The organism is Paludisphaera borealis, assembly GCF_001956985.1.
Taxonomy (GTDB): Bacteria; Planctomycetota; Planctomycetia; order Isosphaerales; family Isosphaeraceae; genus Paludisphaera; species Paludisphaera borealis.
Genome location: NZ_CP019082.1, coordinates 1,029,053 through 1,052,213, shown reverse-complemented (window position 1 = coordinate 1,052,213; position 23,161 = coordinate 1,029,053). Strand labels below are relative to the sequence as shown.

Below are 23,161 nucleotides of genomic sequence, written 5' to 3'. Positions count from 1 at the left end.
ATCAGGCTCCGAGGGCGTTGCGTAGGTCGCGAAGCTCGGCGGCGAGGGTGTCGACACGGCCGCGCAGGTCTTCGACCTCGGCACGGAGCGCGGTCGCCTCGGCCTGCCAGGCGGCCGTCGATGCGGGGGACGACTCGGCGCGGGAAGACGACGTCCGCGACGGCGGTTCCTCGTCGTCGCCCAACGCCGCGGCGGACTGTGCGTAAGCGCGGCGGACCTTCTCCAGCTCGGCGGGCGGATAAAGCCCGTGCGTGACCGTCACGCCGCGCTTCTGCCCGGGGGGAGAAAGATAGATCACGAGATTGCGAGCCGAGAGGGAATCGAGCTGGGCTTGCAGGGCGGCGAGGTCAGCCAGGGGCTCCATCCGGCTCGCCCGCGCCCGAAGCTCGCCTTCGGTCTGCGGGCCTCGAAGCAGCAGCTCGACGACCACGGCCAGCTCGACCTTGCTGACCTTCAGCCAATCGTAAAGGGTGTGCTTCCAACGCTGCACCCGACCGCCCGATTCGACGAGGATCGTGGCCCCCTTCTTGCGAAGGGTGTGGAGGATGTCCTCGGCGTCGTCGGCGTCGAAGTTGGTGATCGGATCGCGGTTCGACTTCTGGTTGCAGCCCGTAACGATCGCGGCAACGGTCATCGGGTAGTATTCGGGCGTCGTCTTGGCCTTCTCGGCGAGGACTCCCACCACGCGCCGCTCGTCGGGGGTGAGCGGAACCCAGGAGACCGCGGGTGTGCTCGTCGTTTCACTATCGCTCATGATCGGTTCCATCCTCATCGCGTCGGCCGAATCCGACGGAAAAACGAAACATATCGTGGGAGCCTCGCACGTGGCGTCCGGCCCATGGTAGCCGTGCCGGCGACAGCGCAACAAGGAGTCGGCGTGCGGTGGGCCTTTGGAGCGGAGCGTGCGCCGCGATCTGTTTTTCAGCCGATCTCGCTGATCCGCTCGACGACGGCCTTGAACTGGCGGGCGGGATCGGCAGTCGGTTCGGGCCAGACGGTCAGGAAGCCGTGGTAGGCGACCTCTTCCAGAGCGCCGATGTACTCTTCCCAGTCGAGCGAGCCGGGATGAAAGCCGACGCCACGCGGATTGCGAGGGGCGTTCGGCGAGTCGACTGCGTCCCCCGCGTAGGCGTGGGCGAGCCACGGTCCCAACTCGCGCGCAGTGGTCACGGGGTCGATCCCAGCGCGAAGCAGACTCGGCGGATCGACGCTGGCGGCCAGCGACGGGTCGTTCAGGGCGTCGAGGAAAGTCCGAAGCCGCTGTCCGGGCTCGGCGCCGTTCTCGATCGCCAAGCGGACGCCCCGATGCTCGGCGCGGCGGGCGAGCGAGGCGACGGCGCTTGTATAAACCTCGCGGCGGGCCGCTTCGCCCTCGGCGTCAGGCGCTGCGCCGATCTGAGCGAGCACGATACGCGCGCCCAGATCGAACGTCATTGCGAAGGCGGCGTCGACCCGTCGGACCCGTTCGTCGAGCTGATCGGTCGTGTCGAACGTCCGGCGCGTCGGCAGGTGGATCGCGATCAGCGTTAGCTCGACCGAGCGGAGCAGGTGCTTTAGCTCGCGACGCCCGGTCTCTCCCAGCCGATGCGGGGCGAGGTCGCCGGACGCTTCCAGCACGACGCCCCGCGCGCCCAGGCGGGCGGCTTGCTGGATCTGCTCGCGGATCGCGCGGTTGGGGTCGAGCCTCAGGCCCAGGGGGTTACGTATCATGGCCAACTTATCCTCTCAACCGACGGACGCAAAGCCAGGGTTGAAGCCGTCGGGCGTATTGACGATCATCGACACCTGATAGGTTACGCGACGCCGACCGGTTTGATGAGGTCAATCGCCCAGTGGGAGTTCCCGAGACGCCGACGATCGTAAAAACCGCCCTGGACCTGGCGGCCGACCGACTGGCCGCGACCGTCGGCGCCTGGCCCGAGCCGGCGATCCTGGCGAGCGGTTCCGGCTTCGGCGCGGCCGGCCGCTGGACGATCCTCGCAGCATACCCGCGCCTCGTCTTCGAGGCGGTCGGCGATCGCTGGTCGATCCGCAACGACGACGGCTCGTACGAAACCGGCACCGATCCCCTCGCCGCGCTGGCCTCGCTCGCGAGTCGCTTCCGGCTCGCCGAGACGGATCAGACCCCGGACGCCGATGCTTGCCCATTCCAGGGGGGCTTGATCGGCTTTCTGGGCTACGACCTGGCCCCGTCGCTCGAACGCCTGCCGCGCAAGGCCGACCGCGACTCGAAGCTGCCCGACGTCCGCATGGCACTTTACGATACGGCCGTCGTCGTCGATCACGAGAAGGATGCGGTCGTCCTCTATGCCTGGGATCTGACCGACGAGGGCCGCGAGGCGATCGAGCGCCGGGCGCGGTTCTGGCGACGGGCGCTGCGGAGGGCCGACGAGTCGCCCCGCCCCCTCGGCGCGTCGTCGCTCGGACCGCTTACCAGCAACTTCGACCGCGATGACTACCTGAAGGCCGTCGGCCGGGCGCTCGACTACATCGCGGCCGGCGACGTCTTCCAGATCAATCTCTCGCAGCGCTTCGCCGCGACCGGCCGCGTCGAGCCGCTCGACCTGTTCCTGCGACTCCAACAAGAGAGCCCCGCGCCGTTCTCGGCGTTCCTCCGCTGGCGCAACCTGGCCGTCGTCTCGGCGAGCCCGGAGTGGTTCTACCAGACCCGGGGCGACCTCATCACGACCCGGCCGATCAAGGGGACACGGCCTCGGGGAGCGACGCCCGAGGCCGACCAGGCGCTCGCCGCCGAGCTTTCGGCCTCGGCCAAGGACCGCGCCGAGCTGACCATGATCGTCGACCTGGAACGCAACGACCTCGGGCGCGTCTGCCAGTTCGGCTCGGTCCGCGTCGTCGATTCGCTCGTGCTGGAGAGCTATGCCCAAGTTCACCACCTGGTCGCAACGGTCGAAGGCCGGCTGCGCCCCGAAATCGGCCCGGTCGACGTGATCCGCGCGGTCTTCCCAGGCGGCTCGATCACCGGCGCTCCCAAGATCCGCGCGATGGAGATCATCGACGAGTTGGAGCCTACCCGCCGCAGCCTCTACACAGGCGCGATCGGCTATCTCGGCCGAGGCGGAGCGAGCGGCTTCAACATCGCGATCCGAACCGTACTCGTCGAAGGCGACCGCGTCGGCTATCAGGTCGGCGGCGGGATCGTCGCCGATTCCGACCCCGAGGCCGAATTCGAGGAAACCATGCACAAGGGCCGGGGCCTTCGCCGCGTCCTGACCGGAAAGGACGACCCGAATGATCTGGGTTGAAGGCCGGATCGTCGCCGACGACTCCCTGCGAATCAGCGTGCTCGACCGCACGTTCGAGCACGGCCTGGGCCTGTTTGAAACCCTGCGCACCTGGAACGGCCGGCCGACGCTGCTGCCCCGGCACTTGAGCCGACTGAAACGGTCGGCCGCGCAGCTTCGCATCCCACTCGACCCCAACCAACAGCCGACGGCCGACGACGTCCGCGCCCTGCTGGCCGCCGATGGCCGCGAAGGAGACGCCTTGCTGCGGATCACGCTCAGCGGCGGGATCTCGGAATCAGCGGGCTCGACGCTCTGGATGCGGTCGTCGCCGCTCCCCGCGCCGGCCCCCGCGACCGGCCTGCGGCTCGGCCCGGCGGGTCCGGCCCGCAATGATACACTTGCCGGATACAAGAGCCTCAATTACTGGCCGAACCGGTTGCTTCACGAGAACAGCCGAGCCGAGGGCTTCGACGAGTGCCTGATGGTCGACTCGACCGGCTCGGTCCGCGAGGGGAGCCGAACGAACATCTTCTTCGTGGTCGGGGGGGAGCTGATGACGCCTCCCTGCGACGGCGGGATCGTGCCGGGTATCATGAGAGGCGTCGTCGTCGAGCGCGCGGCCGCGTTAGGGATCGCCGTCGAGGAAATCGGCCTGAATCTCTTCGACCGGAGGATTCAGCCCGAGGAAGTGTTCCTGACCAACGCGGTTCGAGGCGTCGTTCCGGTCGGCTCTTGGGGCGACGCCCACTTCCCCGCTCCTGGGCCCGTGACCGGGCGAATTCGAGACGATGTGACCGCCTGGTTGAAATCGGGAGAGACGACATGACGACCGTCGCCGACGTGACTCGCTGGCTGGAAGACTTCGCGCCGTCGCAGCTGGCGGAGTCGTGGGACAACGTGGGGCTCTTGTGGGGCGATCCCGGTGCGCCGATCGAGCGGGTGATGACCTGCTTGACGGTGACGGCCGAGACGGCTCTTGAGGCCGTCCGCGAGCGGGCCGGGCTGATCGTCAGCCATCACCCGGTGCTCTTTCGCGAGACCAAGCGGATTCGTTCGGACCTGCCGGCGACCGCTCCGCTCTGGGCGCTTGGACGGGCCGGCGTGGCGATCGCGAGCCCTCACACGGCGTTCGATAGCGCGGTTGACGGGATCAATGAGGGCCTCTGCCGCCGTCTCGGGCTGCTCGACACGGCCCCGATCCGGCCCATCGCCGCGCCCTCCTCGTTCAAGGTCGTCGTGTTCACGCCGGAGTCCGACCGCGAGACCGTGCTCGCCGCCGCCTTCGGCGCTGGAGCGGGGCGGATCGGCGACTACTCCGAGTGCTCGTTCGCGATCCCCGGTCAGGGGACGTTTTTCGGCGACGAGAACACCGCCCCCGCTGTCGGCCGGCGCGGTCGTCGGGAGACGGTCGACGAGTTGCGGCTGGAAATGATTTGCCTGGAGGATCGGCTGTCGGCCGTCCTCGCCGCGATCCGCGCGGCGCACTCGTACGAGGAGCCGGCCGTCGACGTCTTCCCGCTCAACTCGACGACGACCACGATCGGAGCGGGCCGGATCGGGCGGCTCGCCGAACCGCGACCGCTCGGCGAATTCGCCCTGTCGGCCGCGCGGGCGCTCGGCCTGACGACCATCCAGGCGGCCGGCGATCCGGAATCGCGGGTCGAACGCGTGGCCGTGGCCTGCGGCGCGGGGGACGACTTCCTCGGCGACGCCGTCAAGCTTGGCGCCCAAGTCTTACTGACCGGCGAGGCTCGCTTTCACCGGGCGCTCGAAGCCCGCGCGGCGGGGGTCGGGCTACTCGTCGCCGGCCATTACGCGACCGAACGGCTGGGCGTCGAGGATCTTGCCGGCAAGATCGCTCGGACCTTCCCCGACCTCATCGTCTGGCCGAGCCGCGACGAGCGCGACCCCTTCGCCTATCTTCACACGTCGGGCGAGGCCGCGCGGCACGATCCGGGTGCAAGCTAAAGTGACGGCGATCGAGGCAGTCTCGGACTGCCAAAAAAAACCCCCGGGGTAATCCGGGGGAAAGGGAGCGGTCGGGGCGGCAAGTCGAACTGAGATCGTTTCGCAGGCTCATCGCCAGCCTGCCGAAACGACAGGCTCAATTTTTCTTGGCCGAGGAACCGCCGGTCTCAAGCAGGTCATCTTCTTCGTCTTCGAGCACGGCCTCGACTTCAGCCTCTTCGGCTTCATCCGTCTCGACTTCGGGCTCGGCGTCGGGATCGACTTCCACGTCGCCGTCAAGCTCCGCGTCGCCGTCGACCACTTCGCCGCCAGCCGCCTTGCCGGTCCGCGTCGCGGGGACAGCCAGATACATCTGATGCTCCCACTGTCCCGACCAGAACTGACCGGCCCAGCGCTGCAAGGAAATGGCGCGAACGGTCGGGCGATCCTCGTCGCGGATCACCTCGCCCCAGGCACCCGCGTAAGCGGCGCGCACTTGCGACGAGCTTTCACCCACGCACAGCAATCGCTCGCCGGTCGGGGCCAGGCACGCCACCGCTCGCCAGTCCTGGGCACCACTTGTTCCACTACTCATCGTCTTGTAGATCCCCGCCCGACGCAGCCGCGTCTTGCTTTCCAGCCGTGGACTTCGTTACAACGTTGCGTCAGGTCTTTTACACTGCGGCCTATCGAACAACTCGATCGAGCAGCATCATGCTAGAAGAATAGAATCCAAAACCCCCGCAGACCCGCGCCGCCTCTTCCCAACGAACGAAATTGTGAACGGTCGGCCGTTGGGCCGATTTCACGAGATTGCCAGCACGATAGTCGATCTCGGCAAGGCCAGACGTGGTGGGCGTTCGTCGAAATAAAGAGGACGGCCCATCGCCCTGCCCATTGCGAGCACGGAACAAGCCGCTCGGCGCGTCTGCGTTGATGAACTCTACACTCCAAATTGTAGCGTTCCAGGGGGGCATCGGCGAATGAATTCTCGAAATCTCCTAATCGGCGCGCCCGTCGATTCGCCGCAACTGGTCGAACCGGGGAAGCCGACGACGCGGCCGTTGCGAAGATTCAAGGCTCGTGGAGTTCAGGCCTCACGCGGCGGGTCGCACAATCACGACGACGAACCGGGGAGTTTGAGAAGAACCTTGCCGCCGCGACCGACGGCCGCCGCCTCGCGAACAGCCGGCACGATGTCGTCAAGTGCGTAGCTGGCACCGATTTCCGACGTGAGGACGTCGTTGCGAATCAACGCGGCGATCTCTCGGAACAGGAGCAACGACGCGGGAATCGACCGATCACGCATCCAAAAGCCGAGCCAGAAGCCTTCGACCACCCGCCGTCCCGAGATCACCAGGCGCGGATCGACCTCGATAGGCTGACCGGTCAATGAGCCGTAGACGATCAGCCGGCCGCCGGTTCCAAGCGACCGGAAGATCGCCGTGCCGGCCTCGCCGCCGACCGGATCGAGGGCGTAGCGAGGGCCGTCGCCCCCCGTGATCGCACGAACCTGTTCCGGAACCGACCCTTCCGACGAGCTGATCACGGCGTCGGCCCCGAGCGCGACCAGCTCGGCCTTCGCCTCGGAGCGTCGCACGACGCAGAGCGTCTTGAAGCCGTCGTGTTTACCGAGCTTGATGATCATCTTGCCGAGCGTCGAGCCGGCGGCCGAGATCAGCAGCCATTCCCCCTTCGGGACTTTGAGGACGTGCCGGACCATCGCCAGCGCCGTGGCCGGGTTGACGAAGAACGTCGCGGCCTGGTCGTCGGGGATGTCGGCGGCGATCGGCCGCGCCTGGCGCCAGGGGATCACGGCGTACTCGGCCCAGTTGCCCCCCTTCGAGTTGATCACGGCCACGCGCTTGCCGACCACGAGCCGCCCCATCAGCCCCGGTCCGGCCTTGTCGACCACGCCGACCCCCTCGAAGCCGGGCGTCGACGGCAAGGTGGGAAGCACGCCGTAACGCCCCTCGACGACCATCAGGTCGGACGGGTTGATCGGGCTGGCGATCATCCGCACGCGGACCTCGCCCGGCCCCGGCTCGGGCGTGGGGACGTCCCGGATTCGCAAGACCTCCGAAGGTCCGCCGAACGACTCGAAGACCGCCGCTTTCATACCGATTGTTCCCGATGATCGACGAGGCTTCCGAATCACGGCCGCACACGCCGCTCTCTTGGGAAAACCTCGAACCCCGGCTATCTTAATGGGAACGCCATCGAAAACCCATCGGGAACAACCACAATGCCCGCCGATCACGACTTGCTCGTCACGACCGAATGGCTGGAAGACCACCTGAACGACGCCGACGTCCGCGTGATCGACGTTCGCGGGTACGTCGTGACCCGGCCGATCGAACCAGGGGTCGAGCAGGCCGATTACCGAGGCGCGATCGACGAATACCTGGCCAGCCACATCCCCGGCGCGATGTACATCGACTGGACGCGCGACATCGTCGACCTCGACGATCCGGTCCCCGCTCAGATAGCGGGCCCGGAGGCGTTCGCCGAGGCCATGGCGGTTCGGGGCGTGGGTGACCAGACACACGTCGTCGCCGTCGATCACAGCGGCGGCCAGTACGCCACGCGCCTGTGGTGGGCCCTTAACTACTACGGGCACAACCGCGTCAGCGTGCTGCAAGGGGGCTGGAACCGCTGGGTGGACGAGGAACGGCCCGAGGCGTCGGGCCCCGTGAATCCTCCCCGCGCGGTCTTCACGCCGTGCGCCCGGCCAGAGCTGCGGCTGACCGCCGAGCAGCTCGCCGCGCGATTGGGCGATCCCGAGCTTCAGCTTCTCGACGCGCGCGATGTCGGCCAGTACACGGCCGCACGACGGCGAGGACCGCGTGGCGGACGTATTCCAGGAGCCGCCAGCCTTCCTCGCGAGCGATTCTTCGCGAAAGAAGGGGGCTTCCTACAGCTTGACGAGCTTCGCGCGCTGGTCGACAAGGAGGGCGTGACAGCCGACCGACCGGTCGTCGCGTATTGCAACGGCGGAGTCGCCGCGACCACCATCTTGTTCAACCTGGCCCGGCTCGGTTACACGAACCTGGCGAACTACGACGGCTCGTGGAACGAATGGGGGGCGCGGCTCGACCTGCCGGTGGAGGCCTGATCGAGAGCAAGAGCCGCCAGGGGGAATAGTCAGGCTCAGACCTGCTTGACCCGTCGCTTGGCGGTCAGGGCGGGGGCCGGAACGACGACCGGAGCGGGCGCTTCGGCTTCGACGACCTCGGGCTGTTGTTCCAGCTCGGGGGAGGGCGTCGCGGAGGCGGGCCGCCAGGGATCGGCCTGCTTGATGGCGCACTGAGGATGGATGCCGGCCGCGGAATAGACCGTCTGACGGCAGATGGGACAGCGCTTGCGCCGGTCGTCGGGGAGCGGCGTGTGGGAGTTTCGGGGGTTGATCACGAGGCGACCATCCTTACGAGGAAATGAGTGAGTCGTGGACGGTTCCCGTTCCCGAAGACCTGCTTGGGTTTGCATCGGGTTCGACGCCGGGAAAAAGGAACTCCACTAGGGAGTTCCTCGATCCCGCGAACGATCTGTGGATCAATAACGGCGACCGCCGCCACCGCCACCGCCACCGCCGCCACCGCCGTAGCCGCCGCCACCGCCGCCGGAGCGACCGCCGCCGCCACCGCCATAACCACCACCGCCGCCGCCACCGCTGCCGTAGCCGCCGGAGGTGCGAGCTACGCGGGGCTTGGCTTCGTTAACGGTCAGCCGACGACCTTCATATTCCTGGTCGTTGAGGCCGGCGATGGCCTCGTCGGCCTGGGCGTCGGTGTCCATCTCGACGAAACCGAAGCCCTTGCTGCGGCCGGTCGCGCGGTCGATGATGACCTCGGCGCTCTGAACGGTTCCGTACTGGCTGAACCACTGGTCGAGGTCAGAGCTGGCGACGGAATACGGGAGGTTGCCTACGTACAATTTCTTTCCCACGGGGTGTCTCCTTGTGGCAAAGACGATCCGGCCTGCTTCATGCTTTCTCGGCCGGTCAGAAAGGGGCACACACAGGGGCCCTGAGGTGGGAAGGGCGAGAAGGGAAGCCGTAAGCGATTCGCGTGAACCCTCCGTGCTTGCTCTGTCGTCAGACCAACCACCTCGTACTGTATCGGATACAGTGGGAAAAGGGAAGAGAGAATCGAAGCTTGTCCTAGATGATTGAGCGTCGATCGGTGAGCCGCGAGCCCCCCTCGACGGCCCCTTCCAATCCGTTGGTGATGATCAATGAACCTCCAACGACTTCGCCTGCAACACGATGGTTTTGATCTGGAACGGCACCAGATCAACGCGCACCGCGCCGTCGGCGATCGGCGATCGGCCCTGGACGTTTTCGAGCAGGTCGGCCTCGCTCGCCGCAGCCACGTTCGCGTGCACCTTAATGGTGGTCGCGGGCGCGGGTCGGCCGGCGGTTTCGTAGATCCGCAGCGCGATTCCGCCTCCCCGGGCCGGCTTGAGAGACGAGACGACGACGTTGGGCGCTGAAACCTCTACGAAGCCCCAAGTCTTGGGAAGGCCCCCCTCGTGCGAGCCGACGACGCGGCAGAGCAGGGGGTGGTTGAATTCCAGCCCGGCGCGGGGCACGCCGGCCTCTCGCCAGTCGCCGGCATGCGGGAGCAGCGCGTAGCGGGCGGTCCGCTCCTTGCCGATCTGGTAGCCCTCCTCCGAGCTCATCCCCGGCTCGTAGCCGCCGCCGAAACCATAGGCTCCCACATTGTGCGACCGGAGCACCGAGACCATCACGGTTCCATCGGTCACGACGTGGCCGGGGAGCCCCGCGTTGAGCACCGCCAGCCCATGCTTCTCGTCCCCCTGGTCGACCCAGTTCTGGGCGGGAAACTCGATGCCCTTGGGCCGCTCGATCGCGCCGAAGGGGATCTCGTCGAATCGCTTGCCGGCCGCGATCGTGGTCGGGAACAAGAGCTGATAGCGGACGTATTTCTCGCCATTCACCAGCGTGGTCGAGCAATCGATCCGCGGCAGGTCGGCGTACAGCCGCAGGGTCGCCGCGTACCGGCCCGAATCGAACGGATGCGCGACGCGGAACTCGGAGTAGACCGGCCCTGAGACGAGAGTCCCAGGCGCGTCCTTGTACTCGTCGCTGAACTTCGCGTCACCGCGAGCGGGGACGGCTTGCTTCGTGGTCATCGCGATGTTGCTGCCGCCGTTGAGCCCCTTGTAAAGCTCCCAGAAATCGCCCTTATCCTGGTGCTTTGCGACGACGTTGCCAGGACCGGAGAGAACTTCCCAGTCGCCTTCCTTCATGCGAAGGCTGGCGACCGCGCCCGTTCGTGGGTCGAGCGTGATCCGGTAGAAGCGGTTTTCCAAGGTCGACGGAGAGGGAGCAGCGGGCGTCGGAGCCGTCGAGCCGGTCGCGGTACGGATGTGATAGGTCCGATATCCGAGCGCCGGAACGTCGGCCGCCGTGAACGCGACCCGCGCGGTGCAAAGGCCGCCGTCGGGGTAAGAGGTCGAGCGGACGATCTGCAGCGGCCGGCTCGCTCCTTGATCGTCGACCAGCTCGATCGCGCCGACGCCGCCGGCGCTGAAGCCGAGGTCGACCTCGGTCACGTCCGACCGCGACCAGCTCAGCGGGTTGAAGACGACCACGGGGGTCCCCTCGCCTCGTGTGTCGATCCGCGCGGCGAGCGCGTCCCACCCCTTGTCGATCTGCTCGGCGGCCAGGCGGTCGGCGAACCGGAAACCGCCGACGACGTCGTCATAGACGTGATCCGTCATGACGCCGGAGGCCAGGTCGTGAGTCTCGTTGAAGAGCACCGGCTCCCAGGCCCGCCAGAGGGCGGACAGGTCGGCTTCGCCACCGAGGGTCCGATCGATCGCGGCGAGCTTCTCAGCCGTCAGAAGCCGTTCCTCCATGCGTCGAATCCACGACTTGAGCTCGATCCGGCTACTGTACGTCCCCTGGAAGATCGGGTTCAGCTCGCCTTTGAACACCGAAAGGTCGGTGCGGGCGGCGACGACTTTCTCGAATTCGGCGGGGATCGCCATGCGGGCCTTGAACGGCTGATCGGCCATCTTGTTGAACGCCTCGACCATCGGCGCGAGCTGCCCCTCGGGCTCGCCGACGTCGACGCCCGCGAGTCCCACGCGGTCGCGGCCGGGCGAGTTGTTGTCAAGCGCCGCGAACCGCCCCTTCAGGAAGTCGCGGAACTTGGCCGGGTCGTTGGGCGAGCCGTAGAGCAGGGCGTATGTGGCCGGCATGTAGATCGTCATCAGCTTCGTGCCGTCGATCCCCTCCCAGAGGAACTCCGACGGATGCTCGCGGTGGGACACCCCGCGCTGGGTCCAGTACGAGTGGATGCCCGCGAGCTTCATGATCTGCGGCATCTGGGCGTGATGGCCGAACGTGTCGATCAGCCAGCCCGAGGTCACGTCGATCCCGAGCTTCTCGCGGTAGTAGCCCTTGCCGTACTGAAGCTGCCGGACGAACGACTCGCCGCCGGGGACGTTGACGTCGGGCATGACGTCGAGCCCGCCGGTGATCTGGAGCCTCCCCTCGGCGATGTACTTGCGAAACAGCGGTTCCTGGTCGGGATAGCGTTCGAGGAACGGCCGGACGTAGGCGACCTGGTCGAGCACGAAATGATAGGTCGGCTGGTCCGCAAGCAGCCGAAGCGCCTTGAGGATGTTCGGCAGGCCCATCTCCAGGTACTCTTCCCGCGTCTTGAAAACGGCCCCCTCCCAGTGGGTGTGGGGAATGACCCAGAAGGTCGGCCGATCATCGGCCGGGGGCGGATCGGCGGCGACGGCCCCGCGAGGCTGGAGGAGCGCGCTCCAGACGCCGACGCAAACAACGATCAAGATTCGATGGAACATGCAATTCTCCCTGCGCGGTTCTCGTTCGGGGCGACGTTCTTGATTCTCAGTTCGAGGGCGACTTGCCGAAGACCAGATCCAGACGCGAAGGCCCGGCGATCGTGGCGTCGATCCAGAGCGTGCGGCCGTCCCAGGCATAGGCTTCGCGAGCCAGCGCGACGCCGTCACGCTGAACGGCGAGATCACCCGAGGGCGCTCCGATCAGTTCGAAGACCGGGTTGACGCACGCGACTTCGGGCTTGATCGTGATCGCGATCGACGGCTTCTCGACGCGCAAGGACGTGGCCCGGCGCTCGATCGCATAGCCGTCGAAGGCGACCTGCGCGCCTTCGAAAGTCAGCGCCGGCGGCTTGGCATAACTGTGAGCCCATTGGAGCAGGCGGTCGTCGCCGGCGTCGGTCATGCCGATCAGCCAGGCCCAGTGACGAACCGAGACGGGCCGCGAAACTCCGAGTGAGTCGATCGTGACGCGACGGCTCTCCGAGATCGGCTCGGGTCGGTTCGCGGCCCAGCTCATGACGCTGTTGTGGCATGGGCTGAGGGCGATACGGTCGTCGATCTTCGAGCCCGTGGCGTTGCCCCGCGCGAGCGGCCAGTGACTGCCCCAGTAGCAAGGCGTCACAAGTTGCCCGCGATCCTCGAACGGTCCGAAGACGACTGAGGGAAAGGAACGATCGCCGGGGTTGAAAACGACCGCCGCCTGCTCTTCCTGGCGATTGAGACGAAGCCGGTAGATCGCCGGCGGCTTGCCTCCCTTGGGCGTGTCAGCCTCGCCCCGGATCGGGAACTTGTACTCGCGTTTGGCGCCGTCGAGCGACAGCGCGTCGACGAGGTTCTCGGGCAAGACCTCGAACGGGTAAGCGCCCTGCGGGGACAGGACGATCAGCTCGCACAGCTCGTACTCGATCGCCGGGTCGGTCTTCAAGCTGACGACCCGCGTTCCGAAGCCGTCGGGGTAGAAATAATAGTCCTCGACGGCCTGGTCGCCCCAGACCTTGTAATGCAGGTCGGTCGACTGGTACCTCCATCGCACATGGACGCGCGAAGCCGACGACTCGATGATCTCGACGCGCCCATACCGCAAATCCTTGTCCATCAGGGGCTCGACGCAGTCGACGGCGCCCGGCCGCGGAGTGATCACCTCGGCCCACTCGTAGCAGGCGCCGGTGTTGTGCCGGCCCGCCCAGAACGGGATGTAGCTCGACCCTCTCCAGAAGACGAACCGGCCGCCGCCGGGCAGGCTGACGACGACGTCGCGGAGGCTCGGTTCCCACCCCTTGTCGTAATCGAGCGATGAGAACGCGCCCGTTGCGGGGTCACGCACCGAGATCGGCGGATCGTACCGCAGCTTCGTGTACGAGGCGCCGAATCGGGGCAATGCCAGCGCCTCGCGCGGCAGCATCACCGGAATCTCTTTGCTCCAGAGCGTCGCGCCGTCCTTGCCGCCGATCGCGACCTGCAACACGTCGCGATCGGCGGTCGTCGTCGGGTGCGGCAGACGCAGGCTGGCCACCGCCCGTCGCCCTTTCGCTAGAGGCAAGGCCTTGATCTCAGTCTTGGGATCGGATGCGAACCGGGCGCGAACCTGCGCATCGGGTACGTCGCGATTGTGGGCGAGAGCGGCGACTTCCAGAACTCCGGCCTGCCCGGGTCCGAGCAAGAGTCGGTCGGCGGGGACGAGGATCGTCCCGAGATCGACGGGATTCACGACCGTCTCGGGCCGGGCCGTCGCGTCGGCATCCAGAGCCTGACGGGTGATCGTCGCTCGGGCGACTTCGACGGCCGGCGCACCATCCTTTTCGATCAGCAGCACGACTTCGGTCGCTTCCGCATCGACCTCGCTTCGCACCTCATAAGGAGGCTGGATCGGAAAGGCGACCTCGTGGCGAGCCGCATCGTGACCGTCGGCCCGTTCAACGAGTCGAAAGCGTCCAGGCACGGGCGCTTCCTTGGATACGATCCGGATCGTGACGGGCCGCCCGACGCGCTCGAGCCGGAACGGAGGACGCCAGGGGTGGGCCTCCTCGACCTGGACCGTGATCCCCACGGGCGGCTGGTCCAGTGCCTGTGCGGTCGAAACGACAGCGAGCGTCGCGAGCCCCGCCCAGACGACCAATCGTGCCATCTTCATCGTCGAAACCTCTTCCGAATGGGTCACGGCCGCAACACCCGGCGCACGCCTTCGACGATACGGGGAACGTCGGGCCGGTAGGCGTTTTCCAGGATCGGCGTGAACGGGACGGGAACGTCGGGGGACGCGACGCGGACGACCGGGGCGAGCAGGCTTTCGCCGCAGTGCTCCATCAAGCCGGCGGCGATCTCGGCGCTCACGCCGCCGACGCGAGGGCCCTCCTCGACGATGACCACGCGGCCGGTCTTGCGCACCGACGCGCCGATGGTCTCGTAGTCGATCGGCGAGAGGCTGCGAACGTCGATCACCTCAACGTCGATCCCCTCGGCCGCGAGCTGTTCGGCGGCCTGGGCGGCGAAGTGAGCCATCAGGAGCCAGGCCAGCACGGTGACGTGCGCGCCCTCCCGACGCACCGCCGCGCGGTCGAGCGGCACCGTATAATCACCGTCGGGGACGTCGCTCGTCGCGTCGACGGCGCCCGGCTCGATGCGCGCGCCTTTCGAGCCGTAAAGCAGCTTGTGCTCGAACATCAAAACCGGGTTGTCGTCGCGTACCGCAGACTTGAGCACGCCCTTGGCGTCATAGGCGTTTGAGACCGCCACGACTTTCAACCCTGGGACGCCGGTGAAGTAGCGTTCCATGCTCTGGGCGTGCTGCGAGCCCCGGCCCGTGGCCCCGATCGGCGCCCGCATGACCAGCGGCACGGCGATCGTCCCTCCCGACATGTAACGGAGCTTGGCGGCGTTGTTGACGATCTGATCCATCGCCAGAAAGAGGAAGTCGCCGTACTGGACGTCGGCGATCGGCCGCATGCCCGCCACGGCTGCCCCCACCGCGGCCCCGAAGAAGCCCAGCTCGGCGATCGGCGTGTTGAGCATCCGATCGGGGAACTCCGTCTCCAACCCGAGCGTGACGGTGAACGCGCCTCCCCAGCCGCCTGGAACGGCGATGTCTTCGCCCAGGCAAAAGACGGCCGGATCGCGTCTCATTTCCTCGGCGATGCCCTCGCGGAGCGCTTCGGCGATGCTCAAACGTCTCATGCGCGGCGAATCCTGATGAATGCGGTGTGGATGATCGGATCGTCGGATTGTTGAACGTCAGGCGAGGACGTCGGTCGTCAGATCGGCGAGCGTCGGCAACGGCTGGTGGCGAGCCTCGACGACCGCGTCCTGAAACCGAGTTTGGACGTCGGCGCGGATCTGGTCGAGCGCTCCGGCGGCGGCCACGCCGAGTTCGATCAGGAGGCCGCCGAAGCGGTCGATCGGATCGCGCTGAAGCCACGTATCTCGCTCGTCCTGAGGTTGGTAGTGGCACGGATCGCGGCGGGAATGGCCGGTGCGGCGGTAGGTGAGCAGTTCGAGCAGCACCGGCCCCTTGCCGTGACGGCACTCGTCGACGGCGGTGAGAGTGGCCTGGTGGACGGCCAGCACGTCGTTGCCGTCGACCGTCTGGCCGCGAATGCCGTAGGTCGCCGCGCGCTCGGCGATCCGCTCGTTCCGCATCACCAGGTCGACGCGGGTCGAGGCCCCGTACAGGTTGTTCTCGCAGACGAACACGACCGGCAGGTCCCAGATCGCCGCGAGGTTGACGCCTTCGTGAAACGCCCCCTCGGCCACCGCGCCGTCGCCGAAGAAGCAGGCGACCACGCGCGGCTCCTTGCGCATCTTGTAGGCCAGGGCCATGCCGGCGGCCAGGGGGATTCCCCCGCCGACGATGGCGATGCCGGGAACCATCCCCTTGTCCATGTCGCCGACGTGCATCGAGCCCCCCTTGCCTTTGCAACAGCCGGTCGATGCGCCGAAAAGCTCGAAAAGGAGCGACTCGACCGACAGCCCCTTGGCCAGAGCGTGGCCGTGGCCGCGAAAGGTCGAGGTGATGAAGTCGCCTTCTTCAAGCGCCGAGCAAACGCCGACGGCCGTGGCCTCCTGGCCCTGGCACTGGTGGATCGTGCCGGGCATCGAGCCTTCGAGGAACAGGAACTTGACCCCTTCCTCGAACTCGCGGATCACGACCATCCGCTCGTAGAGCCCAAGCAGGAACGGGGCGGGGTAGCGGTCGAGGAGATGTTGCGCGTGTTCGCCGAGTGATTCGGTGGGATGGGGCATGCCGGGCCTCGCAACGGTAGGTCGGATTAGAAGGATTCGAGTTCTCGGACGATTGCGCCGAGGAAGCCCGCCGCGGCCTTGCCGCCGGCGACGCGATGATCGACCGAGAGCGTCAGGTTCACGCGGTTCTGGACCACGACTTGACCGTCGACGACGACGGCCGAGGGCATGATCTTGCCGACGGCGAGAATCGCCGCCTCGGGCGTATTGACGACGGCCGTAAAGGTTTCGACGTTCGAGCCGCCGAGGTTCGAGATGGTCAAGCTCGTCGGCCGCGCCTGCCTCCCCCGGGGGTCGCCGGTCTTGAGCCGATCGACCTGTGCGCGGATCGAATCGGAGACCTGCTCGACGTCCTGGCCGGTTGGATCGTCGACCGCGATCGTGTAGAGATCGCCGTCAAGATCGACGGCCACGCCGATCGCCCCCTCGCCGTGGGGCGTCAGCTTATCGTCGTCGAAGCGATAGCCGAATCGCGGGTGCTCCCTGAGAGCCCGGGCCGCGGCGATCACGAAAAAGGCGTCCCAGACCGGCTTACTGGCCTCGGCCGCGGCGCGACGCTTCACCAAACCTTCAGCGTTCACCGACGTCTGAAGGTAAAAATGCGGGACAGTCTGCTTACTCGCCTGCGTCCGACGCGCGACGACCCGCTCGACCACGCTGAGCGTCAATGATCGCGTCCAGCGCGACGCCCCGGCCTTTTCTCGCCGCGCCCGGTTGCGAGCGAAAAACGAGACTCGGTCGGACGTCGCGACGACCGGCGCGGGCGGACTCTTCGCGACAGCAGTTGCGGTCGACGCCCGCAAGACCGGCGCGGGGGCGACATTCTGTATAATCGAAGCAGCCGAGCCGGACTGCCTGACTTCGAAGACCGCGACGACCTGGCCGGCGACGACTTCGGCGCCTTCTTCGACGGCGAGACTCTTCAAGACGCCGTCGACGGTCGACTCGACGTTCATCACCGCCTTGTCGGTCTCGACTTCCAGGATCGTCTGACCGCGCGTGACGGCGTCGCCGACCGTCGCGAGAATTCGGATCAAGGTCATCGGCGACCCGGTCGTCGCCAGGTCGGGCATCCGCATGGGGGTTTCCAACATGTCCTCCCGAATCCCTCAAGAAGCCTTGCCCGAGCACCCGAGCAGGTCGATCCGCGCGAGCACCGCGTCGCGCACCGCGAGCCGACCGGCCGTCAGGACGTCGTCCGGCCCGCCGATTCCGAGCAGCCGGTGGGGGTCGGCGCCGTTGTTCGCCAGCGCCTTGCGAACGGCCGCGAGGTAATGCTGCTTGAGATACGTCCCGAAATTGACCTTCACGACCCCGAGCCCGACGGCCGCCCGCAGCGCCTCGGGCTCGACCCCCGTGCCGCCGTGCAAGACAAGCCCGCATTTTACGCGCCGGGAGATCCGGTCAAGCCGGTCGAGATCGAGGCCGCCCGCCCCTTCGAGCCGGATGTGAACGTTGCCGACGCTCACCGCCAGCAGATCGATTCCGGTCGCCTCGACGAACTTGGCCGCCTGCTCGGGATCGGTGAGCGAGCCCGCGTGCGACGGGTCGTCGGAGGTCCCGCAGGGCAGCACCCCCAGCTCGGCCTCGACGGCGACCCCGTGCGCGTGGGCGAAGCGAGACAGCTCCGACACCCGGTGAACCGAGTCTTCGTACGAAGCCGACGGGTCGGCGAGCATCACGAGGTTGAAGCCCGAGACGACGGCCGCGCGCACCCAGTCGTCGTCCGGGCACTCATTAAAGATGAAGCCGCACGGGACCGTGGCCGATTCCGCCGCCGCGCGGCCGAGCGAACCGTACCAGCTCAGTCGTTCCGGGGCGATGCGTTCGCGACCGGAAAGGAAATCGCCGTTGAAGCCGATGATCATCGGCGACCGCGACGCCTCGGCGGCGTCGATCACGCCCTGGAGGGATTCCAGGTTCCAACTCTCGAAGTAGCCGACGGCGTAGCCTCCACGGCGGGCGCTCGCCATCATCTCGTTAATAGGTGCAAGGGGCATGCCGAACTCCGTCGCCGCTCGCAACCGCCCTCGGCCTCGCACGCCGATCACGGTCGCGTCGAACCCTTTCACGTCGATCGGACGCCATGGTACTGCCGGGTCGCCGAGCGAGCAACCGCCCGGCGACTCGGGCTTCGCTCGGTCAAGGGGGCGTCCCGACTGCCTCGGAGAACTGCGATGGGATTCTCTTGTCCCATGCGAGGACTCGGCGTAGCTTAGACGTCTTCGCCAACCCGCGTGCGAAATGGCACGCCTGCGGCGCCTAGCTCCTCGAGGCGTTCTCGGGGTGGTTCCGACTCTAGTGGGAGGACCGCGTGATGCGAAAACACGATCCCAAGAACGGCGACGAGCCGGGCGGCCCCAGTCGCCGCGACTTCTTGAGGGGGTCGGGCCTGGCGGCGGCGTCGGCCGTCCTGACCGGCACGGCCGCAACCGCCCTTGACGAGGCCAAGGCCGCCGAAGAAGGGCCGAAGGTCCTCTCGGGCGAGGTCGAGATCACGCTCAAGATTAACGGCGAGGACCGCAAGACCACCGTCGAGCCGCGAAGCACGTTGCTCGACACCCTGCGGAACCGCCTCGACGTCACCGGGCCCAAGCGGGTCTGCGATCGGGCGAGCTGCGGCGCGTGCACGGTCATCGCCGACGGCGACCCGGTCTACTCGTGCACGACCCTCGCCGTGACCTGCGAAGGCAAGAAAATCGAGACGCTCGAAGGCTTCGAAACCGGCGAGCACGGCGTCCCTCACGCCTTCCACCAGAACGACGCCCTGATGTGCGGCTACTGCACGCCCGGGTTCGTCACCGCCTGCAAGGCGCTTCTGGACAAGAACCCCAACCCGACCCTCGACGAAGTGCGCCGGGGTCTGGATGGCAACATCTGTCGGTGCGGGACCTATGTCGGCGTCCTCCAGGCGGCCCTCGACGCGGCCAAAGCGATGAAAGGAGCCTGATCCATGGCCCTCACCTGGCCTGAGAAACCGACTCTGATCGGCACCCGAATCACCCGGCTCGACGGACTCGCCAAGGCGTCCGGCAAAGCCAAATACCCTAGCGACATGCTTCCCGAGGGGACGCTGTTCGCGGTGATGCTCTACAGCCCTCACGCCCACGCCAAGATCAAGAAGCTTGACATCTCCACGGCCCAGAGCATGCCGGGCGTCAAGGGGGTCGTGGCGATCGCCCAGGAAGGAGCCACCCTTCGCTATCACGGCGACGACATCGCCGCCGTGGCCGCCGTCACCGAGGAACAGGCTCGCGACGCCGTCCGCGCGATCAAGATCGAATACGAAGTCCTCCCCCACGTCGTCACCGAGGCCCAGGCGATGGCCCCGGGCGCGCCCGAGATCGTCAAGGGGGGCAACGTCCGCAAGGGACGCTCGCAAGACAATGGCAAAACCGGCGAGGCGTTCGCCAAGGCTGAAGTGGTCGTCGAAGGCAAATACAGCCTGCCGGTCATCACCCACGTCTGCCTTGAACCTCACGGGCTGACGGCCAAGTGGGAAACCGCGGACAAGCTGACCGTCTGGTCGAGCACTCAGGCCGTCCAGGTCGTCGCACAAGAGCTGGCCGATTCGTTTCAGATCCCGGTCGCCAACATCACGGTGTTGACCGAGGTGATGGGGGGCGGGTTCGGCTCGAAGTTCGGGGCCGACGTCTGGGGACGCACTGCGGCCGAGCTGGCGAAGTCGACGGGCAAGCCCGTCAAGCTGTTCCTCGACCGGGTCCAGGAGCACCTGGCCGCCGGCAATCGCCCGAGCGCGGCGGGGACCATCAAGCTCGGAGCCACCAAGGACGGCAAGCTCGTCGGCCTGATCGCCGACACGCACGGCACCGGCGGCAGCCGGGGGGGCTCGAACTTCCCGCTGCCCTACGTCTACGACGTTCCAGCCTCGTCGCGGGTCCATTCCGAGGTCTTCGTCAACGGCGGCGGCGCGCGAGCCATGCGGGCGCCAGGCCATCCCCAGGGATGCGCCCTGATGGAAGCGGCCATGGACGATCTGGCCGAAAAGCTGGGCGTCGACCCGATCGAGTTCCGGCTCAAGAACCTGAAACCCGACGACTTCCATACGCCGATCTACGAGGCCGAAGTCAAGATCGGCGCCGACCTGATCGGCTGGCGTGAGAAGCGCAAGCCGCGCGGCCAGAACGGCGACGGCCCGATCCGTCGCGGCTTCGGCCTCGCCCTCCATCAATGGGGAGGCGGCGGAACACTCGACAAGAAGGTGAGCTGCACCATCAGCGCCGACGGGACCGTCGAGCTGAAGAGCGCCACCCAGGACATCGGCACGGCCGCCCGCACCGTGCTGGCGATCATCGCCGCCGAGGTGCTCGGCCTCAAGCCGACCGACGTCATCTCGAACATCGGCAACTCGACCTTCCCGCCGGGCCAGGCCTCGGGCGGCTCGACCACGACGCCGTCGATGGCCCCTCCGTGCCTCGACGCCGCGACCAAGGCGCGCGACGCCCTGTTCGCCAAGATCGCCCCGGCCCTCGGCGCGACCCCCGCCGACCTCTCGCTCCAGGGGGGCAAGCTGCTGATCCAGGGCAAGCCCTCCATCTCGTGGAAAGAGGCTTGCCGCAAACTCGGCACGGCTTCCGTCTCCGAGATCGGCAGCGCCGTCGAGGGGCTGGCCAGCACCGGCGTCGGCGGCTGCCAGTTCGCCGAGGTGACCGTCGACGTCGAGACCGGCGTCGTCCGGGTCAAGAAGATCGTCGCCGTGCAGGATTCGGGACTCATCATCGACCGCCTCACCTGGGACAGCCAGGTCTACGGCGGCGTGATCATGGGCCTGAACTACGGCCTCTTCGAAGAGCGGATCATGGACCCGGGGACGGGCGTGATGCTCAACCCCGACATGGAGCTTTACAAGCTCGCCGGCGCGTCCGACATCCCCGAGATCGTCATCCACGCCTACGAGCCCGACGAGCAGAAGGCGCGCGGAGTGATCGGAATCGGCGAGCCGCCGACGATCGCCACGGCCGCCGCGATCGGCAACGCGGTGTCCAACGCCATCGGCGTGCGGGTCACCGAGTGGCCGATGACTCCCCGCAACGTCCTCAACGCACTCGCCGCGGCCTCTAAAGAAGGGAAGGCGTGACCCTATGAACGCATTCGATTTCGCCGCCCCCACCAGCGTCGAGGACGCCGTCAAGCTCCTGGGCGTTCCCGAGGCCGAGGCCCTTTCCGGCGGCACCGACCTGCTCAGCCGGATCAAGGACTACGTGGCCTCGCCGAAGCGCGTGGTCTATCTCAAGGACGTCAAGGCGCTCGCCGGGATCTCCGGCGACGCGGCCTCCGGTCTGACGATCGGCGCGGGGACGCGGCTCACCGACGTCCTCGCCAGCAAGGTCGTCCACGACTCGTACCCGGCGATCTGGCAGGCGACCCTCGAAGTGGGCACGCCCCAGATCCGCAACATGGCGACCGTCGGCGGCAACTTGCTCCAGCGGCCTCGCTGCTGGTACTTCCGCGCCGGCAACGGCCTGCTGGCCGTCAAGGACGGCAAGAGCCTCGTCCGCGAGGGCGACAACCGCTACCACGCCATCTTCCAGACCGACGGCGACGCCCTCTTCGTCAACCCGTCGAGCCTGGCCGTGCCGTTGATCGCGCTTGGCGCCAAGGCCGTCGTCTCCGGCCCTCGCGGCGAGCGGACCGTTGCCGTCGAGGATCTGTACCAGGTTCCCAAGAGCGAGAAAGACTCCGAGCTGACGCTCGCCGCTGGCGAGATTGTCTCCAAGCTCATCGTCCCGCCGCTCAAGGGGAAGAACGCATCATACGAGGCGCGCCAGAAGCAGGCTCACGACTGGCCGATCATCCTGGCGTCGGTGAATCTCAGCTTCGACGGCGACAAGGTTTCGGACTCGCGGATCGTCGTTTACGGCGTCGCACCCATCCCCTGGCGGAGCAAGGCCGCCGAGGAAGCCCTCGTCGGCAAGGCGATCACGCTCGAAACCGCCGAGGCCGCCGGCGCGGCGGCGATCGCCGCCGCCAAGCCGCTCTCGATGAACGCCTACAAGGTCGGCCTGACCCAGACGGTCGTCAAGCGGACGCTTCTGGCCGCCGTGGGGAATCGTTACTGGGAGGGTTGAGCCATGCCCGACGCCGAACCGAACGACCCGACGGCCGTCGAACAGCAAACCTACCCCTGCCGCAATCTCCGACACCAGGGGATGTACGTCTTCACCGACGGGCGGGGTCGCGACCCCGACAAGGACTACGACAACACGATCTTCTGGTGTCTCAAGACCATGAAAGGCTACGGACCGGACGACGAGTCGGTCGGCATCCACGACTGCCGCAACCCGGCCCGTTCCTGCCACGAGCCGCTCTGAGGCCCAAGCCGGCCTTCATCGCCCGACGGATCGCTGCTGCAACCCCCGAACGCCCCGGCGACGATCGACCGTCGCCGGGGCGTTCTTTGTTTGCTCCCGGGCCTCGCGTTCCCTTCGCGAACCGTCCGCCGCAGCCCGCGCTGGGGGCGGATTCGAGCCCCGGTGACTTCATGGTATGAAAAGTCAAAGGGTCGTGGAATTTCCCTGTCTTTCATCTTGATCTCGTTCCGACGAAAGGGCATTCTCAGATACATCGTTATCTTGCTTCGAGATGACGACCCATTTCCGACGGTACAGCTCAATTCTCGATCGGAAGGAGTGACGCATCATGGGCGACGCTCGTGACACCGCCAAGAAGAAGAAGGCTGACGAGAAGAAGTCGGCCAAGCCGGCCAAGGCGCCCGCCAAGGCCGAAATGAAGGCCGCGCCGCCGGCCGCCCCTGCCGCCAAGTCCGGCAAGAAGTGATCCTGACGCATCAGTCGATCCGTACACCACATGGGCCGGCCGCCGCTCGACCAATCCGGGTCGAACGACGCCGGCCTTGCTCATCAACG

The 23,161-nt window shown here is 67.1% G+C and carries 21 protein-coding genes; 9 read left to right on the top strand and 12 right to left on the bottom strand.

Annotated features, from left to right (window positions below; translation table 11 throughout):
• Position 1 precedes the first annotated feature (1 nt).
• Together BSF38_RS04105 and BSF38_RS04100 are read right to left on the bottom strand one after the other, a co-directional pair.
• Complete coding sequence (locus BSF38_RS04105) at positions 2-754, bottom strand: YceH family protein (RefSeq protein WP_076350582.1); 753 nt, start codon at positions 752-754, stop codon at positions 2-4.
• 167 nt (positions 755-921) lie between these two features.
• Positions 922-1,710 (bottom strand): sugar phosphate isomerase/epimerase family protein, encoded by a 789-nt coding sequence (locus BSF38_RS04100; protein WP_076343581.1) that lies wholly within the window; start codon positions 1,708-1,710, stop codon positions 922-924.
• Between the two features lie 122 nt (positions 1,711-1,832).
• Here BSF38_RS04100 and pabB point away from each other — a divergent pair, with 122 nt between their 5' ends.
• The 3 genes from pabB to BSF38_RS04085 are packed head-to-tail and all read left to right on the top strand — an operon-like array spanning position 1,833 to position 5,216.
• A complete protein-coding gene (gene pabB / locus BSF38_RS04095) occupies positions 1,833-3,266 on the top strand; it encodes an aminodeoxychorismate synthase component I (RefSeq protein ID WP_076343580.1) in 1,434 nt (477 codons plus the stop codon).
• Positions 3,253-4,074 (top strand): aminotransferase class IV, encoded by an 822-nt coding sequence (locus BSF38_RS04090; RefSeq protein WP_076343579.1) that lies wholly within the window; start codon positions 3,253-3,255, stop codon positions 4,072-4,074. The genes pabB and BSF38_RS04090 overlap by 14 nt, the downstream gene beginning before the upstream one ends.
• Positions 4,071-5,216: a Nif3-like dinuclear metal center hexameric protein gene (locus tag BSF38_RS04085; protein WP_076343578.1), complete on the top strand. Its 1,146-nt coding sequence runs from the start codon at positions 4,071-4,073 to the stop codon at positions 5,214-5,216. The genes BSF38_RS04090 and BSF38_RS04085 overlap by 4 nt, the downstream gene beginning before the upstream one ends.
• Positions 5,217-5,352: 136 nt before the next feature.
• On the opposite strand, the gene BSF38_RS04080 is transcribed toward BSF38_RS04085, so the two are convergent.
• Positions 5,353-5,751, bottom strand: coding sequence for a hypothetical protein (locus BSF38_RS04080; RefSeq protein ID WP_237170729.1), 399 nt, complete (start codon positions 5,749-5,751; stop codon positions 5,353-5,355).
• 561 nt (positions 5,752-6,312) lie between these two features.
• The gene (locus BSF38_RS04075; protein ID WP_076343577.1) at positions 6,313-7,314 is read right to left on the bottom strand and encodes a zinc-dependent alcohol dehydrogenase family protein; all 1,002 of its coding nucleotides are present in this window, start codon (positions 7,312-7,314) and stop codon (positions 6,313-6,315) included.
• 126 nt (positions 7,315-7,440) lie between these two features.
• Between BSF38_RS04075 and BSF38_RS04070 the strand changes: the two genes are divergently transcribed.
• On the top strand, positions 7,441-8,310 hold the full coding sequence (locus BSF38_RS04070; protein ID WP_076343576.1) for a sulfurtransferase: 870 nt from the start codon (positions 7,441-7,443) through the stop codon (positions 8,308-8,310).
• Positions 8,311-8,345: 35 nt separating this feature from the next.
• Here the strand turns inward: BSF38_RS04070 and BSF38_RS04065 are convergent, their stop codons facing one another.
• The 8 genes from BSF38_RS04065 to BSF38_RS04030 all read right to left on the bottom strand — a co-directional run bounded on the left by BSF38_RS04065 (position 8,346) and on the right by BSF38_RS04030 (position 18,274).
• The gene (locus tag BSF38_RS04065; protein WP_076343575.1) at positions 8,346-8,606 is read right to left on the bottom strand and encodes a hypothetical protein; all 261 of its coding nucleotides are present in this window, start codon (positions 8,604-8,606) and stop codon (positions 8,346-8,348) included.
• 141 nt (positions 8,607-8,747) lie between these two features.
• Entirely contained in the window at positions 8,748-9,140 is a 393-nt protein-coding gene (locus tag BSF38_RS04060) for an RNA recognition motif domain-containing protein (protein ID WP_076343574.1), read from the bottom strand.
• Positions 9,141-9,425: 285 nt separating this feature from the next.
• The gene (locus BSF38_RS04055) at positions 9,426-12,038 is read right to left on the bottom strand and encodes an alpha-mannosidase (protein ID WP_076343573.1); all 2,613 of its coding nucleotides are present in this window, start codon (positions 12,036-12,038) and stop codon (positions 9,426-9,428) included.
• Between the two features lie 46 nt (positions 12,039-12,084).
• Positions 12,085-14,169 carry a hypothetical protein gene (locus BSF38_RS31200; protein ID WP_168189304.1) on the bottom strand — a complete coding sequence of 695 codons (2,085 nt, stop codon included), beginning with the start codon at positions 14,167-14,169 and terminating at the stop codon, positions 12,085-12,087.
• A gap of 23 nt (positions 14,170-14,192) precedes the next feature.
• The gene (locus BSF38_RS04045; protein WP_076343571.1) at positions 14,193-15,209 is read right to left on the bottom strand and encodes an alpha-ketoacid dehydrogenase subunit beta; all 1,017 of its coding nucleotides are present in this window, start codon (positions 15,207-15,209) and stop codon (positions 14,193-14,195) included.
• A gap of 57 nt (positions 15,210-15,266) precedes the next feature.
• Entirely contained in the window at positions 15,267-16,274 is a 1,008-nt protein-coding gene (locus BSF38_RS04040) for a thiamine pyrophosphate-dependent dehydrogenase E1 component subunit alpha (protein ID WP_083712681.1), read from the bottom strand.
• 26 nt (positions 16,275-16,300) lie between these two features.
• Entirely contained in the window at positions 16,301-17,368 is a 1,068-nt protein-coding gene (locus tag BSF38_RS04035; RefSeq protein ID WP_083712680.1) for a 2-oxo acid dehydrogenase subunit E2, read from the bottom strand.
• 15 nt (positions 17,369-17,383) lie between these two features.
• Positions 17,384-18,274: a class II fructose-bisphosphate aldolase gene (locus tag BSF38_RS04030; protein ID WP_210405678.1), complete on the bottom strand. Its 891-nt coding sequence runs from the start codon at positions 18,272-18,274 to the stop codon at positions 17,384-17,386.
• A 317-nt stretch (positions 18,275-18,591) separates the two neighbouring features.
• On the opposite strand from BSF38_RS04030, the gene BSF38_RS04025 reads away from it, so the two are divergent.
• The 5 genes from BSF38_RS04025 (at position 18,592) to BSF38_RS31195 (ending at position 23,072) form a co-directional block, all read left to right on the top strand.
• On the top strand, positions 18,592-19,224 hold the full coding sequence (locus BSF38_RS04025) for a (2Fe-2S)-binding protein (RefSeq protein WP_076343568.1): 633 nt from the start codon (positions 18,592-18,594) through the stop codon (positions 19,222-19,224).
• Between the two features lie 3 nt (positions 19,225-19,227).
• Positions 19,228-21,372 (top strand): xanthine dehydrogenase family protein molybdopterin-binding subunit, encoded by a 2,145-nt coding sequence (locus tag BSF38_RS04020; protein WP_076343567.1) that lies wholly within the window; start codon positions 19,228-19,230, stop codon positions 21,370-21,372.
• Positions 21,373-21,376: 4 nt separating this feature from the next.
• Positions 21,377-22,363: an FAD binding domain-containing protein gene (locus BSF38_RS04015; RefSeq protein ID WP_076343566.1), complete on the top strand. Its 987-nt coding sequence runs from the start codon at positions 21,377-21,379 to the stop codon at positions 22,361-22,363.
• 3 nt (positions 22,364-22,366) lie between these two features.
• Positions 22,367-22,606: a hypothetical protein gene (locus BSF38_RS04010; RefSeq protein ID WP_076343565.1), complete on the top strand. Its 240-nt coding sequence runs from the start codon at positions 22,367-22,369 to the stop codon at positions 22,604-22,606.
• Positions 22,607-22,934: 328 nt separating this feature from the next.
• Complete coding sequence (locus BSF38_RS31195) at positions 22,935-23,072, top strand: hypothetical protein (RefSeq protein ID WP_168189303.1); 138 nt, start codon at positions 22,935-22,937, stop codon at positions 23,070-23,072.
• Positions 23,073-23,161: the final 89 nt, after the last annotated feature.

Bases quoted from the DNA above. Each gene is read 5' to 3' on its own strand.
- BSF38_RS04015 (WP_076343566.1), top strand. From the start codon at position 21,377: ATGAACGCATTCGATTTCGCCGCCCCCACCAGCGTCGAGGACGCCGTC.
- BSF38_RS04090 (WP_076343579.1), top strand. From the start codon at position 3,253: ATGATCTGGGTTGAAGGCCGGATCGTCGCCGACGACTCCCTGCGAATC.
- BSF38_RS31195 (WP_168189303.1), top strand. From the start codon at position 22,935: ATGGGCGACGCTCGTGACACCGCCAAGAAGAAGAAGGCTGACGAGAAG.
- BSF38_RS04075 (WP_076343577.1), bottom strand. From the start codon at position 7,314: ATGAAAGCGGCGGTCTTCGAGTCGTTCGGCGGACCTTCGGAGGTCTTG.
- BSF38_RS04070 (WP_076343576.1), top strand. From the start codon at position 7,441: ATGCCCGCCGATCACGACTTGCTCGTCACGACCGAATGGCTGGAAGAC.
- BSF38_RS04055 (WP_076343573.1), bottom strand. From the start codon at position 12,038: ATGTTCCATCGAATCTTGATCGTTGTTTGCGTCGGCGTCTGGAGCGCG.
- BSF38_RS04085 (WP_076343578.1), top strand. From the start codon at position 4,071: ATGACGACCGTCGCCGACGTGACTCGCTGGCTGGAAGACTTCGCGCCG.
- BSF38_RS04020 (WP_076343567.1), top strand. From the start codon at position 19,228: ATGGCCCTCACCTGGCCTGAGAAACCGACTCTGATCGGCACCCGAATC.
- BSF38_RS04025 (WP_076343568.1), top strand. From the start codon at position 18,592: ATGCGAAAACACGATCCCAAGAACGGCGACGAGCCGGGCGGCCCCAGT.
- BSF38_RS04030 (WP_210405678.1), bottom strand. From the start codon at position 18,274: ATGCCCCTTGCACCTATTAACGAGATGATGGCGAGCGCCCGCCGTGGA.
- BSF38_RS04100 (WP_076343581.1), bottom strand. From the start codon at position 1,710: ATGATACGTAACCCCCTGGGCCTGAGGCTCGACCCCAACCGCGCGATC.
- BSF38_RS04010 (WP_076343565.1), top strand. From the start codon at position 22,367: ATGCCCGACGCCGAACCGAACGACCCGACGGCCGTCGAACAGCAAACC.
- BSF38_RS31200 (WP_168189304.1), bottom strand. From the start codon at position 14,169: ATGAAGATGGCACGATTGGTCGTCTGGGCGGGGCTCGCGACGCTCGCT.
- BSF38_RS04035 (WP_083712680.1), bottom strand. From the start codon at position 17,368: ATGTTGGAAACCCCCATGCGGATGCCCGACCTGGCGACGACCGGGTCG.
- BSF38_RS04045 (WP_076343571.1), bottom strand. From the start codon at position 15,209: ATGAGACGTTTGAGCATCGCCGAAGCGCTCCGCGAGGGCATCGCCGAG.
- BSF38_RS04105 (WP_076350582.1), bottom strand. From the start codon at position 754: ATGAGCGATAGTGAAACGACGAGCACACCCGCGGTCTCCTGGGTTCCG.
- BSF38_RS04040 (WP_083712681.1), bottom strand. From the start codon at position 16,274: ATGCCCCATCCCACCGAATCACTCGGCGAACACGCGCAACATCTCCTC.